Annotated in this window: 8 protein-coding genes; 1 reads left to right on the top strand and 7 read right to left on the bottom strand. The window is 34.3% G+C overall.

Features of this window, described 5'->3' with window-relative positions; all coding sequences use genetic code 11:
- Window positions 1-190: 190 nt before the first annotated feature.
- The 6 genes from REB14_RS15710 to REB14_RS15685 form a co-directional block, all read right to left on the bottom strand.
- Window positions 191-1171 (bottom strand): hypothetical protein, encoded by a 981-nt coding sequence (locus tag REB14_RS15710; protein WP_309522622.1) that lies wholly within the window; start codon window positions 1169-1171, stop codon window positions 191-193.
- A 724-nt stretch (window positions 1172-1895) separates the two neighbouring features.
- Complete coding sequence (locus REB14_RS15705) at window positions 1896-3377, bottom strand: tetratricopeptide repeat protein (RefSeq protein ID WP_309522621.1); 1482 nt, start codon at window positions 3375-3377, stop codon at window positions 1896-1898.
- 370 nt (window positions 3378-3747) lie between these two features.
- Window positions 3748-4878 carry a tetratricopeptide repeat protein gene (locus REB14_RS15700; protein WP_309522620.1) on the bottom strand — a complete coding sequence of 377 codons (1131 nt, stop codon included), beginning with the start codon at window positions 4876-4878 and terminating at the stop codon, window positions 3748-3750.
- Between the two features lie 1505 nt (window positions 4879-6383).
- Entirely contained in the window at window positions 6384-7310 is a 927-nt protein-coding gene (locus tag REB14_RS15695) for an alpha/beta hydrolase (RefSeq protein ID WP_309522619.1), read from the bottom strand.
- Between the two features lie 93 nt (window positions 7311-7403).
- Entirely contained in the window at window positions 7404-8267 is an 864-nt protein-coding gene (locus REB14_RS15690) for a helix-turn-helix domain-containing protein (RefSeq protein ID WP_309522618.1), read from the bottom strand.
- Window positions 8268-8944: 677 nt separating this feature from the next.
- A complete protein-coding gene (locus tag REB14_RS15685; RefSeq protein ID WP_309522617.1) occupies window positions 8945-9307 on the bottom strand; it encodes a Rossmann-fold NAD(P)-binding domain-containing protein in 363 nt (120 codons plus the stop codon).
- Window positions 9308-9927: 620 nt separating this feature from the next.
- Here REB14_RS15685 and REB14_RS15680 point away from each other — a divergent pair.
- A complete protein-coding gene (locus tag REB14_RS15680) occupies window positions 9928-13455 on the top strand; it encodes a M60 family metallopeptidase (RefSeq protein ID WP_309522616.1) in 3528 nt (1175 codons plus the stop codon).
- A gap of 442 nt (window positions 13456-13897) precedes the next feature.
- On the opposite strand, the gene REB14_RS15675 is transcribed toward REB14_RS15680, so the two are convergent.
- Window positions 13898-15190 carry an NAD(P)/FAD-dependent oxidoreductase gene (locus REB14_RS15675; protein WP_309522615.1) on the bottom strand — a complete coding sequence of 431 codons (1293 nt, stop codon included), beginning with the start codon at window positions 15188-15190 and terminating at the stop codon, window positions 13898-13900.
- Window positions 15191-15208 lie beyond the last annotated feature (18 nt).

Here is a 15208-nt window from a genome sequence, read left to right as displayed (position 1 = left end):
AATAAAAAAAAGAAAATCAGTAATTCTACTGGTTTTCTCCTATTAGCAACTATTTAAATTTCTATCATCATGATGATCTTAGAAACAATTTTCATGCAACTTAGAGTTATAAAGGAGCATTATGTATTGTATAGCTAAAACAGCAGATTACAATATTTTATAGAAATACGAGCCTTTTATATTTGGTACATTATTTCTCAAATAACTGGAAGGATACATCTGTTACTACTATATTTAGCAAATGATTGTTACCTGTTGCATAATAACCATTTGCTGTTCCTGCATTAATTTTTATAATAGAAAGAGTGGGTTTAATCCTGACCTGCAGTTTATTGTTAGTATTTAAAAGAGTAGTTCCTGTGAGATTTGCGGTAAATAGCTTGGATAAACTCACAATGAGGGATGCTCCTGCCGCAATATTAATTATATTATTAAAAGTCTTAATAACTGTTCCATTCAAAATAATCTCTATATCGTACCGTACATAATGGGAATTCGCTGGAACAATATCACCTATACTTGTAAACTGAAATTGATAATCGAAAGACAGTAAAAAATATTTATCCGTATTCACACTTTTCTTATCAAAGGTAATGGTATAGACCGGGTTAAAAACAGTGGTGGAAGGAGGATTACATCTAGTGTCGCCGTAGGGACAATTATTCCCTACCATCTGGTCATAAGTATAAGAACCATTAGAGGTATTTGAAGCGTCATATCCCTGCATCGCAGACAGTACATAAGTGTTAAATGTCGGGATATCATTCACACTGGCCATTCTAAACCAGCTTGGAGCGGCCGGTGTTCCGTTATTATAATAAAGTCCTAAACCTCCGGTAATGGCAGGATTGGTATTGTAAACCACCAGCCCGTTGGCAGGAGAGGGAACAGTAGTACCATCAGTAAGATTCTGCAAGCTCAATCTTGGCAATAGAAAGCCTTTCTTGGAAGAAGCGAGATCCAGTACGGCAGACGCATCAGGAGAAACCGTACCTACTCCTACACTTCCAGTTGGGGTGACTACAAAATCATTAGCCTGCTGCAATGCAGTGGGTACTCCTGTTGCAGGATTATCCTTACTTCCATCAATATGGAATATTCCCTGTGGGTTAGCGGTATTAATTCCTACCTGCGAATATAGCCATGAAACAAGAAAGACATTTAAAAGCAAGATAAGTTTTTCATTTTTTTTTGTTTTTAAAATTTACCACAAAGAAACAGATAAATTGGGGGATTACGTAGAAACAGCATACGTATAAAGTACGTATGCTTCAATACAACGACACCAATGAGATCGCAGTGTAAATAAAGTGTCTGGTTTTAATGAAAACTTACTCATCAACAATATATTCAGAAAAACAAAAATGCATTCCTTATATATTTTAAATGTATCCAGGTCATGTTAAGGAAATTATTAATCGACAATTAAAAAAGAAAATCAGTAATTCTACTAGTTTTCTCCTATTAGCAACTATTTAAATTTCTATCATCATGATGATCTTAGAAACAATTTTCATGCAACTTTTACGTGTGCCGTCAAAAATTAACTGCAGATATACCGCGCTTTATTAATACTATGCAATAAAAATGCATCCGTAATGACCTGATCCATTACTGGAGTGGATCAGCAAACCACACTCTCTGAAAAACCTCACACCAGATTCCGGCAGGCCCATCAAATGCAGCCCCTTTAGTATCGACAAACCCTCTACAAGAGAGTAAATTTAACTTCTGAGATTGCTAATGTATAAAAATTGTTAAAGGCAATACATCTTTTATGTCTGATCTACGATCTAATTATTGAATAAAGAAACAAAAAAACCAGGAGATTACCTCCAAAGATGATATGTATAAGATACGTAAATTAGCAGTAATAAAAAGCAGCAGAGCGTACTTTATTCTCTGACAATATTCTGAATCCATATATACAGATCTTCATCAGTAGGAATATTAAATTTTTTACGAATATTATATTTGCGGGTCTGAACAGTCCGGGGAGATGTAAAAGTAAATTCTGCAATATCCTTAGTAGAAAAATTAAGAAATAAATAAGCACAAAAAGTAAGTTCACTTGTTTTTGAGCGGGGAGATATTTCCAATAATTTATTCCTGAACTCAGGATATACTTCATTAAAACGGGTAAAAAATTCCGGGGAATTTTCTTTAGCCAGCTGAACAACTTCAAAAAAAGATCCATCAAGTTTTTGCTGAAGAATTGCTTTTTCTTTTTCTTTCATTAACAAAGCATTTTCTTTTTGCAACAGTGTCTGAACTTTTTCTGAAATCAACTTTTTACTTCTTCTGTACATACGAAGATAAACCAAAACTACCCCCAATAATATAACAAAGAAAAATATGGAAACCACAATTACAACTGTATAATTCTTCTCAGAAGATTTCTTAATATGATCTTTGAGGATTTCATTAGAAATGTATTCTATTGATCGCTTATTTTCTAAATTTAACCTATTTTCTAACAGCAACGCCTTTTGATTATATTCTTTTGATGCTGAATTGTTCCCGCTCTTTGAATAGGCTGATGCTATCAGAGAATATAGCTCAATTTCCTCAAACTTAAATTTATTTTTCTTTACATTGTCTAAGGCTAGAAAAAAATGTCTTAATGCAGCTTCCGGATTATTCCTGCTCATCTCCATAAGTCCCCTTCCCTTTTCGTTGGCAGCTGTATAAGGAAAATTGTACTTCTTCATCAGATGGTCCGCTTTAGCAAAAGAATATGCTGCAGAGTCATACTTACTTTTATAGGTATAATACTGTCCCAGTGCAGAATAAAAATTAATGGCATTCGCAAAAACACTTTCTTCATTGGAATTATTTAAAACATTTTCTTCCTTTTTTAAATACACATACATTGAATCAAAATTTTTAGCTTCCTCATAAGAGTCAGCTAAATTTTGAAAAGCCAGAGACAAAGCCTGATTTCGTTTATCCTCATGTTTTATTTTATCAATGTAGCCAATTCCTTCCTTGAATATTTGAATTGCTCTATTCTTAAACTGCATATTATTATATATCCTACCTTTGATCCTGCATATTTCCGAAAGCTCTACAAAATCAGATTGTGCAAATTTTTCCTTTTCTGCAATAGAAAGATATCTGAGGGCTTTTTGATAATCCCCTAATTCATACAATCCACTCGCAATAAATACACAGGAAACAGCTTTGCCTTTTGAATATCCAATTTGCTCGCTTTTAGAAAGTGCTGTTTTTGAGTTTGATATAAGTTTTACAATATTAAGATTGAATTGTTCATTATAGGCCGCCAGTAGAAGGCTGTCTATTTCTTTTTGAGTGGGAAGCTGGGCAGCAAAAAAAAGAGGAAAGAAGAAGAGTGTCAATAATTTTTTTTTAATCATAGATGAATTTTTTTTCTGTTGTATTCTTTAACAAAATGTATTCATAAATCTCAACGCAAACAATGGAACTTTACTCTGACATTTATTCTTACCAACCAATTCCTATTTGAGCGCAAATGTGAAAAAAAAATACCACACAATCCTTGAGTCTGTCACATTAGTCAATTCGCATCAATTTGCGATGAGTTATCACACATCATTGTCATCTTATAATAATTCCTCACAGTATTATTATTGCAGTAAATTTACAATTATCCTGTAAAAAAAATCTTACTGCATTTGCACTCAAAAACACAAAGCCTTGTTTTACAAAACACTGTACCCGTTCGCAGTATAAATGCAGTAAGGTAAAAATCACATCCCTTCTTTGTTAGAGCATTAAGATCCATTGGTTAAAATCAATATCACCCGCAACCCCAAGCTTTTTTCTAAGTCTGTATTTCTGAGATTCAACAGTACGGATAGATATATGGTTATACTGGGCTATTTCTTTATTTGAAAAATTAAGCCTTACTAATGCACAAAGTTTGATTTCTTTAGGAGTAATGTTAGGACATTGCAGTAACAAACTATTATAAAATTGAGGGTAGGCCTCTTCAAATTTCCCCAGGAATACAGGATTATTATGGATAGCCAGTTGAACCAATTCATCAATGGATGAAGACAATTTCTTCTTAAGAATTTCCGTTTCCCTTTCTTTTTCCTTAATGAGGATATCCTTTTGCTTCTCTCTACTTTCGCTGCTTTTGCGTAGAAATGCCAATAATATGATGCTTAGCAAAACGACACCAGCGAATATATAGTAAAAAATATATTTTTCCTGTTTTTCACTCTCAATATTTTCATTGATAATTTTCCTTATCGGAATATCTAAGATATTTCTCTCCACACTATTAAGACTATCACTTAATATAGTATATTTTTCCAAATATATATTTGCTCTTTCGATATCATTCTGTTTCTTGTAGACTTCATAAATGTGTTGGTAAATTACTCTCTCAGACTTTTTCAATCCAATTTTCCTAACTAGTTCTAAAGACTGGAAATAGTATTTCAATGCTTCCTCATATTCTTTCTTTTCAAAATAAAGTTCTCCATAAGACAACAATATTCTGGATTTGCTTTCGGCAGGTACCTGATTGAAAAAAGAATTAGCTTTATTCAGATAGTACTCTGCTGAATCTAGCTTTTTGCGCTTAAGATTTCTTTCAGCACGAGAAACGAATAATTCAGAATTCACAGGTAATTTGCGTTCCATGGCATACACAGAATCCATTATACCTTTTTCCTGGAAAGCAATCATTTTCTGATTATAAATATAATTGAGTCTTCGGTTTCTATCTTCTTTATCGGAAATTCTATAGGCAAGACGAATAGCCTTATTAAAACTTAAAAGTGACTCCTTATACAGACCTATTGCATGATAGTTTTTACCATAAATAATATTCAGTCTTGTTGTCAACACTGCATCATTGAATTTTTTCAACTTTTCATCAGCCATTGTAAGGAAGTAAAAACTTTCTTTATTCTTGTTTAATCCACATAAAAAATTGGCTAAATTAATATATGCTCGTATCTCTCCCTTAGTATAATTTAATTCCTGAGACCTCTTAAGCAATTTTTTTTCCATTGTAACAACTCCATTGTAATCTCCAATTCCCAGCAGTCTCTTAGATTCTATTGTCTGTAAACTGTCTATATCAGAAACAGAATATATCTGTCCATTTATTTTTATTATAAAAATAAAAAACAAAAAGGTCAATGTAATAACTCGGTAATAGTTTAAAATCATAACCTAAATCTAAATATTTAATACTCTCTAAAAATACTATTAAAATTTCACATTTAAGCTTTTAATTTATTAACCTAAATTTAATAAATAAGCAGAAAACAAGCATAACCCCATTGATATATATTCGTAATATAAAATAAGGTAACTATTACAAGAGTACCCCCCAACCATTCCTATATTGTAAACCCTTTATCAGCAAATGAAAAGTTGTAAGTCTTAAAACATCCATATTCTGTAAGTGCCATTGCAATGGAGAATTCTAGGATAATCAAATTGGAAAATTGGGCTTTGATTTAATGCTAAAAGATAATCCCAAAATACTGTTAAATTTATACAAATATACCTCAGAAAATATGCATTATACCTACCTGATGAAAGGATTTGCATCAGAAAGCCCGTCAGAAAAAATAACGAATCTATTCAACTACTTAAAAAAATCAAAACCTCCGACTGATTCTTATCAAGTATTTCTCATCAGACAGCAAATTGCATCGCTAACAGGATTACGAGTGGAAACTGTTATAAGAACAATTAAAAAATAGTAGTAATATATAGACTAATAAAATATTTTGCGATTGATAACCAAACAATACATAACATATTTGAGAAAACAAATCAATACAGCGCCCTCTGTCAATTTACCTTACAACAAATAGAGCAGAAACACCACCTACTTTTAAACACCTGAATAAGCTTGTCAATATCAAATAGAGGATTATCTAATTCTATTATCCTTTCTAAATTCCCACCAAATTTTTCGAGATCTCTTCGTTTATAGGTTCAAGAACGAAACAGCTAAATAAACAGTTATTATTCCAACAGTAATTAATAGTTAGCTTTCAGCAGATTAAGACTTTCATTACAAAAGTGCTGATTTCAAAGAACTCATAATTCTACGATAAAACATATAATAACTGAAAATCAATTAATTAAAATTACAAACCATAGAGATTTGAAAATTTAGGATTCGATGACCTAGCAGGATACGAACATCAAAATTTAGAGAGAAAGCAGATTTCTATTCCTTTAAATTGTATGATTTATACAAAAATAAATAAGAAGTAAGTGTATCGCAACTAGATGATGTGGGTTAAGAATCGTTTAAACGAAAACCCTTCCTGATAGAGATACAGAAAAATTTCATAAAAAAGACCGTTTTCACGAGTTGTGAGACGGCCTCTAAAATTTCTAAGAACGACGAAAAATGCCGGGTACTAAGCAAGATATTTATTAAAAAACGGAACTATCTCTTCCAATGCTCTTTTCGCAGCTTCTTCTCCATCATATAAATCATAATGGCTTGCTCCCTGAATAACCTGAATGCTCTTTTGCTTTGATGCCGACTTTTTAAACAGCTCAAAACCATCCCTGTATGAACCAAAAGCGCCTACTTTATCGCCAATCACTATGTGAAGTGGCTGTGTAAGCAATAAGTTTGCTAAATGGAAAGCATCAAAAGCCATTGCTTTGTCCAAACTATCCACACGTAAATGATTGGGAGAGTTCGGATGCTGTCCTCTTGGTGTCTGATAGTAGTCTACAGCTTCAATGATGTCAACATCGTTCATTCCTGCGGCTATTCTGTCTTCCTGTGAATTTGGTCTGTAGACTGTAATAGCAGGTTCAGCTCCTCTTGCCTGAGCGGTGCGTTGCCTTGCAATTCCCTCCAGGGTTTTGATAGCTGCATCAGCTGTAAAATCTCCCTCACGAAGCAAGCGCCCATAGTTCGCACCCACAACCGTTACTACGGCTTTAAAGCGTCTTTCCGTCATTGCAGCATTAACAGCATATCCGCCTCCGCCACAAACTCCCAAAACACCTATTTTTTTTTCATCTACATAATCCAATGTAGTCAGAAAGTCTGCAGCACAACGAAAATCTTCTACACGGGTAGCGGGGTCTTCTAAAAACCTTACTTCGCCACCGCTTTCTCCCTGGTTAGAGGCATCAAAAGCCAGCGTAATAAAACCTGCTTCTGCCAATGCTTTTCCATAAATGTTTCCGGCTGTCTGCTCTTTACAACTGCTGATAGGATGCGCACAAACAATCGCCGGATATTTTTTAGTTTCATCAAAGTCTTTAGGGAATTGCAGGATACCTGCTACATCCCAATTTCTGTTTTTGAATTTTACTGCTTTCATTAGAATTTATCTTTAATAAGTTATTGAACAGTACAAAGATATTCTGACTTAGAAGCTCCGTCCTTAAAGTAATTACGGGAAGACTTTAACTATTTACTGATTTCGGAAAACACTTGGAGAAATACCTGTTTCCTTTTTGAAAAACGTAGCGAAATAGGAAGGATATTCAAACCCTAAACTAAAAGCTATCTCGCTGATGCTTAATGAGGTTGTCCGTAATTTGTTCTTCGCAATCTGTATGAGCAGCTGATGTATATGTTCCTGTGGCGAGCGACCTGTGTAGTGCTTAATGAGGTCGCCAAAATAGTTAGAAGATAGATTAGCTATATCTGAAAAGTAGGAAACTGAGGGCATTTTCAGGGCATTCTGTTCATTGTCATAATATGCTTCGAGATTTTTGTAAAAATCAGATACAGTAGTGTTGTATAATTCCTCTCGTGTATCAAACTGCCTGCTGTAAAATTTTTGGATATAGGAAAGAATAAGCGAAGCATAAGAAATTACAATATCCTTTGAAAAATTCTCATTGCCCTCAAACTCTTTCAGTGCCTTTCCAAAAAGGTCGGTAATGGTTTTCTCTTCTTCTTTCGTGATAAAAAGTCCTTCGTGATTGCCGTAATAAGTAAAACTGTATTCTTTGGCAATCTTCCTGAATAGTCCAGCATCAATCAAAATATGATACCCTGAAATTTGATGCTCTATATCCCATTGCAAAAAATCTCCGGGTTGGTCGAGATAGACAAAGGCATCCGCCTGGTCGAATATTGTCTGACCAAAGTTCTTGTCTTTATCAAAGTTTAACTTGATTGCCAAAAAATAGAAGTCAAGCTCAATAGGAGCCGATTTTCTACGCATCTCCTTTTGCTTATGATATTCAACCAAATGGATGTGATTGTTCTTAAAACCGCTGATATTGGTATATTCAAGAAACTCTTTTATATTGTACCTTTTCTTCAAATGATTATCAATTGTAAAATACAAATTTAAAAATTAAGTGAGTTACAGACTTTAAACTTTTACTGAAATATTTTTGATTTTTACAGATACATACAAATATTCAATGTGTAATAAAACAAGACTTTTCAACGTTGGCTAAAGCACAAATGTACTTTCTGTTCTATTTTAAACTTCTTTCGGTTATATTCCGTATTACTTCCAGCCTTTTTTAACAGCCATTATTAAGAGCTTAGCGAATTGACTTTGAAAATCCCTCTTGAACGTCGCCGAGTTATAAATCAGGGACATTATGATTTTTGTAATCCTTGTTTAATTTGGCTCAGTCGAACCAAATCATCAATAAAAGTGTTTGAAGATACGCTCGTCTTGGTCACTTAAAGAGACAACTATCAAATAGTTGTCTCTCTTTTTTTACACATAAAATCTCTATATCAAACTTTTACAGCCTGATATTTTATGGTTTGAATTTTTTGATGTGAAATCCCTGGTCCATCTGAAACAGACAGTCTAAAAGTGGATTTCATCGATATTTAAGCTTGGTTTGAAATCCCATTAAGGTTCTAGCATTTCTTTCTCTTTTGGCTTATTGTAATTTTTCGATACTAAATATAGCAATTCCAATATAATTTTAGCTTCTTTCTCATTTGCCTGAATTCCATTCTTGGCAAGAAAAAGCTTTAAGGTTTTGCGAAAATAAATGGGCAATCAACGGGCCCATTATTTTGTACAATGTTTTTACATTTTTTTTGCCCTTTCGTGCCTTTCATTATAGCAGGGCGAAAATTGTACTGATCTTTGAAAGGAAGCTTCATCAAGGCGTTTTCTGTGCGGCCTTTTACCCTTGCCCACATTACTTTTCCTTTTTCGGTGCTGTCGGTGCGGTTGCCAGACACATAAATAAATGTCATTGCCGTATTGATTGATAATAGTGAAGTAGCAAACGGAACAACAAAATCATACGTTTTTTTAGTAAAACCTTCCTCGCTTTCGCCCACCAAACTTACACCTGCACAAAAGAAACAACTGTCATAGTCCTTCAATATTTCTGAATGATTTTCAATATTTACCGGGGAGTTTACACAACACACTGATGGTATTTAATAATGTATTTTGTTCGGTCTAAAAAAGAGAAAATCTTTCGGTACTTTCCTTCAACAAGCTCACTATAAGCTTAGCTCAGTGCAGGCTTTTAATGTTTACAATGAGAAAAGGATATAAGAACTATCCTTGAAACGGTATTTTTCTCTTGAAAAAACAGGTTTACAAGAAGCTGCGCGATTGCTTACCATCATAGAACTGTGGAAATGTACATTTTTCAGAGCTGTTTTTTCATCAAAAACGAAAATAGTACATATCAGCCTTCATTTTGGGAGAAATGGAAGATTTTAGGAGTATTTTAAATGATAAAACTACATCAATTTAGTTAAATATTTACTTTTTAAATTGTTTATCAAATGGCCGTATAATTTATCTTTACGTCACATAAAACTCCCAACATGGTGTTTTAATATTAAACAAATTTAAAGAAATGAAAAAACAACAAACAACAACCAAAACTTCAGATTTTAATGTTTTATTTATTAATTAAAAAAAATATTATTGATAATTTATGTTAAAATTCAAAAAACATACATATTTAATGCAATATAAAACATATTATATGAGAAAACTATCATTATTCTTTTTTTTGTTATGTGGACTCCATGGGTTTTCACAATTAATTCCAGCTCCTGTGAATTCGATTACCTCTTCGCAACCAGCACAACCAGGGACTGAAGTTACCCAGTTGATTGATGGCAATAATGCTACCATTTATCATACTAATTGGTCGGTGAACGGTATTCCGGATGAGTTGAAATTTTATTTTAATCCTAATGTCACCAATATTAAAAAACTGATTTACACCCCAAGACAAGCTTCAGGTACAAACGGGATTTGGACTAATGTAAGTATTTCCTACAGTACACAGACGGCTCCCGATACTTTCATCCCGGTAAGCAATAATTTAATTTGGGCTCTCAGTGATGCGGATAAGGAATTTATTTTCCCTACCGCTATTCAAAACCCTTATATCATTAAGATAACCGTAAATGCAGGCTCTGGAAACTTCTCCAGTGGTGCAGAAATGAAATTCTTTTCTGAACTACAGCTCGTTCCGGCTTCTGTGAATTCGGTTACCTCTTCGCAACCAGCACAACCAGGGACTGAAGTTACCAAGTTGATTGATGGCAATAATGCTACCATTTATCATACTAATTGGTCGGTGAACGGAATTCCGGATGAGTTGAAATTTTATTTTAATCCTAATGTTCCCAATATCAGAAAACTGATTTACACCCCAAGACAAGCTTCAGGTACAAACGGAATTTGGACTAATGTAAGTATTTCCTACAGTACACAGGCGGAACCCAATACTTTCATCCCGGTAAGCAATAATTTAATTTGGGCTCTCAGTGATGCGGATAAGGAATTTATTTTCCCTAGCTCTATCCAAGACCCATATATCATTAAGATAACCGTAAATGCAGGCTCTGGAAACTTCTCAAGCGGTGGAGAGGTGAGATTCTTTTCTCAACAACAACCTGCGATTGTTGACGGTATAGACTGCCCCATCAATACATCCGAATTAAGTATAAGCGGGAGCAATGATGTGAAGGCTACCATCACCGCTTCAGGAACGACTGCGTCATCTTATCAGCCTGGAGAAGATATAAATAAAACTTATGATAATGATGCGAGTACGTTGTATCACTCTGCATATGGCGGTACTGCTTTTCCGGTGGTGTTAAATTACAGATTAGATGGTGCTACCCCTATCGATTATCTAAAATATACGCCTAGGACCAGTGGAGACAACGGGCTGTTTGGAAGTGTGAGTATCAGTTATAATACGAGCACAAACAGCACATATGTTCCGTTAATGACATTTGATTTTCAGTATTCTTCTGCTCCTGTGAAGGTTTACTTTCCAAATCAGATTACTCCTTTGAATGTAAGAATTACAGTAAACAATGGGAAGAACAGTTTTGCAAGCTGTGCTGAAATGGGCTTTTATAAATCAGGCGCTTCAGTGGTTAATAATCCTTACAGCAATATTTTTACAGACAATCTTTATTCAGCATTGAAGTCTTCTGTTACTCAGGCGGATATAAATAATATGACATCGCCATTCTATAAAGGGTTAGCGCAATGTCTATTTAACGGAACTTATGTAAAAAAATACAGGGTTCAGAATTATAGTGTTTACCCTCCTGTTTCTGTTACTACAGGTAATTTAAAGGTGGGAAGTGGCTATAGCACTTTTGAGAATCCTACAGGTATTGTGTTTGCACAGGGGGAAAAAGTAGCTTTGTTTGCTCAGAATATCCCAGCAGGAGCAATTGTTTCTCTGAAGGTGAAAGATTTTTCTACCTCTTTATATGGCACTGACTCCTATTATGAGATTCATAATGGTTTAAATGTATTTCCTGTAACCAACAGTGGCTTGGGATATATCAATTATTATAATACCAATGCGGCATTACCTGATATCAAAATCAATATTGTTTCCGGTAAGGTTAATGGTCTTTATCATTATCAAAAATCTACACAAAGTGATTGGGAGGCAGATCTTACGAATTCGGCTTATAATATGATTGATGTTGTGGGACAGCATGTCCATATGGTTTATAAAAAAAGCACGCTGAAAGCATATGCTCTTCATAATCAGGTAGCGCTTGTTTCAAAACTCGATCTTATGGTAAAAAATGAGTGGCTTGTGATGGGCTTGTATAAATATAATTTAGTTCCCAAAAACCGTATGTTCGGCTATAGTAATGACGGCGGAGGCTGGCATGCAGGCGGGCTGGGTATTAATATGGATGCTAACGGAAATGATAACTATGTTGCTGATATTAATCAATTGTCTGTATGGGGATTTGCACATGAATTTGGGCATATTAATCAGATAAGCCCGGATCTTAAATGGATTGGCACTACAGAAGTTACCAATAATATATACAGTGCATGGGTGGATTATAATATGAGTACAGAACAAGATGGACTGACCAGTGTGGAAAGATTTGATGAATCACCAGCAGCAGGAATGGCCAGCGTGGCAGGAGGAAGAATAAATGGAGGTATTCTGAATACAACCGTCAATAAGCAACCTTTACAAGATAGTGTAAATTCGGATAATTTTAAAGTATTAATCCCTTTCTGGCAGCTTGAGCTGTATTATCAGCTGGCCGGAGCTTCACGAAATGCGCCGGTTCTTTCCTTTAATTATCCAACTAACTATACAGGAGTAGATTATGCGCACTGGTTTGCAACGGTTGCCAACAAGGCAAGAAACACCAATTCTTCCGGGGTCTCAAATGGTGATTTGCTTCTGAATTTTGTGAAAAATACCTGTGATGCAGTGCAGGAAGATTTAACAGAATTCTTTACAATAACCGGATTTTTAAGGCCGATAAACAGGAATATTGATGATTACGGTTTTGGTCAGCTTACCATTACGCAGGCTCAGATTGATGCTACGATTGCATCCATAAAGTCTAAGAACTATCAGAAACCGGTTTCTCCTGTAATGAATTATATTTCAGCACGTAGCGTTGCAGCTTTCCGTGACCTTCTTCCGGTGAGCGGACAAACAGGCCAGGGAGTTACTTTAAATAATAATTATCTTACTGTACAGCACAGTGTTTGGAGAAATGCAGTTGCCTATGAAACATTCGATGCCAATAATAAATTGATTTATGTATCTGTTATGGGGACTGGTGATGTTAGTAACAATACTACAAAAGTGTATTACCCTTCCAGTGCTAGAGCTGTTTATGCAGTGGGTTACAATGGACAGAAAATTTTGGTTTATCCTGTTTCAACTACTTTAGCAGGCAAAGGGAAAAAAAATAATTCAGAATTAAAAGATAATGTAGAATTAAGAAATAATTCAGAATTCATTGTGTACCCTAATCCTGTGGAGCAAAACGGATTAATTCATATTAAATTAGAAAATGCATCAGGAAATTACAGTGTAAATATTTTTAGTGCAGATGGAAGAATGCTTTTCAGTTCAACAGGAAATATTGAAGCCATTGAAACGAAAATAAATACAGAGTTTGTTAAATATCCTTCGGGAACTTACTCACTTTCTTTGAAAGATGAAAAAGGGAATGCCTTTAAAAGCGTTAAGGTTATTAAAAAATAATTTTAGCCTATGTTTCTCACGATTAGAATGTAAGAGATAAGTTTTGCAAAGTTCTATAATACATTATTATAAGGACTAGAATATAAGTGATTTACAATCAGTATGTACGGTTATTCGTGCATACTGATTTTTTTTAAGTGGAAATACATTATTAAATACATTTCAGGAAAAAATGTGTTTTTGTTCGATCAAAAAAAAAGATATTTCGACTGAAGCGAATATACAGACTATGAAGTTATTGGTAGAAGATGCAGTTCACATTAATAATACCAAAAGACCACATTGGTCGTGTTATATGAAAACACCTGAGCAGATGCACAAACAAAATAGTGTAAAAATAAGAACGTATAAAAACAAATATAGTTGTCGGGATAACCCAACAACTATATAATAAATATTAGTATTTTTATCCTATTAATATGTAACGCTTATTTAGGACTAGTCATCGCAGAATACAATCATTTACTATTGCTCTGTAAATTATTTTTTTAGGTCGAAGGATGAGCCTTATGGAAGGATTATTTGTTATAAATAATCTTAGCCAATCCAGAGCTAAACGGAGTTTATTCCGAAAACCCACTAAGGGAATAATATGAATAAACAGCCAGGTCAACCACGCTGTAACTCCCTTAAATGAAAATCCTGGAAGATCTACCACTGCATTGAATTTTGAAATGATAGCCATAGTTCCTTTATCTTTATATATAAATGGTGATAAGATTTTCTCATCTTCAATTCTTTTAAAGTTTTTACCTAAATTCTTACCTTGTTGAATAGCCACTTGTGCTAACTGAGGATGGCCATTGGGATATTTTTCTTCCGTTGTCTGCAAGCATATATCTCCCAAAGCATATATATGATCTGTTGCTTTAACTCTATTATATTCATCTACTAAAATCCTTCTCCCTTTTCCTATACTTTCTTGGGGCAGCCCCTTTACTTCCCGGCCAATGACTCCTGAAGTCCAGATCAATGTTTCTGTTTCAATAGATTTTCCGTCTGCCAGTATGACTTTTGATTCAACATAATCTTTTACTGCAACATTTAAAATAATTTTAACACCAAGCTTCTCCAATTTATGATAAGCTGCCTCCTGAGCCATTTTACTCATGGGGGAAAGTAAAGAAGGAAGCGCGTCGATAAGGTAAATATGAGAAAAACCACGATTAATTTCAGGATATTCTTTCTCTGCTATGTATTGTCCCATTTCAGCAATCATTCCCGCCAGTTCTACACCAGTAGGACCGCCTCCTGCAATCACAATATTCTGCAACTTCGGTGAGTCTTTTACTTTTTTATTTCTTGCAGCTTCTTCCATTGTCAAAAGCATATAATTCCTTACATAAATTGCTTCATCAATAGTTTTCATAGGGAGGGCGAATTTCTGTACATTCTCCATTCCAAAGAAGTTGGATTCAGTACCCATTGCTAAAACAAGCTCATCATATTGAAGTTCTCCATTCTCCGTTTCTATAGTTTTTGTTTCAGGAATCACCCTCACTAAACTCCCCATGTAAAACCGTACGTTTTTATAGTTTGAAAATAGCTTTCTGAATGGATAACTAATATTCGAAGCTTCAATAAAAGAAGTAGCAACCTGGTAGATAAGTGGCGGAAAAAAATGGTAATTGTTTTTATCTACCAACGTTATTATAAATCTGTTATCGTTTACCAAAGATTTTATAAGGTTAATTCCTGCGAATCCTCCACCTACAATGACAATATGTTTTTTCATATCTAATCGAAGTTAAAG

This window comes from Chryseobacterium metallicongregator (assembly GCF_031324065.1).
Lineage (GTDB): Bacteria > Bacteroidota > Bacteroidia > Flavobacteriales > Weeksellaceae > Chryseobacterium > Chryseobacterium metallicongregator.
This window is presented reverse-complemented; position numbering and strand designations above follow the sequence as displayed.

Excerpts from the sequence above, each read along its gene's own strand:
- REB14_RS15705 (WP_309522621.1), bottom strand. The coding sequence starts at position 3,377 with ATGATTAAAAAAAAATTATTGACACTCTTCTTCTTTCCTCTTTTTTTT.
- REB14_RS15700 (WP_309522620.1), bottom strand. The coding sequence starts at position 4,878 with ATGGCTGATGAAAAGTTGAAAAAATTCAATGATGCAGTGTTGACAACA.
- REB14_RS15695 (WP_309522619.1), bottom strand. The coding sequence starts at position 7,310 with ATGAAAGCAGTAAAATTCAAAAACAGAAATTGGGATGTAGCAGGTATC.
- REB14_RS15680 (WP_309522616.1), top strand. The coding sequence starts at position 9,928 with ATGAGAAAACTATCATTATTCTTTTTTTTGTTATGTGGACTCCATGGG.
- REB14_RS15675 (WP_309522615.1), bottom strand. The coding sequence starts at position 15,190 with ATGAAAAAACATATTGTCATTGTAGGTGGAGGATTCGCAGGAATTAAC.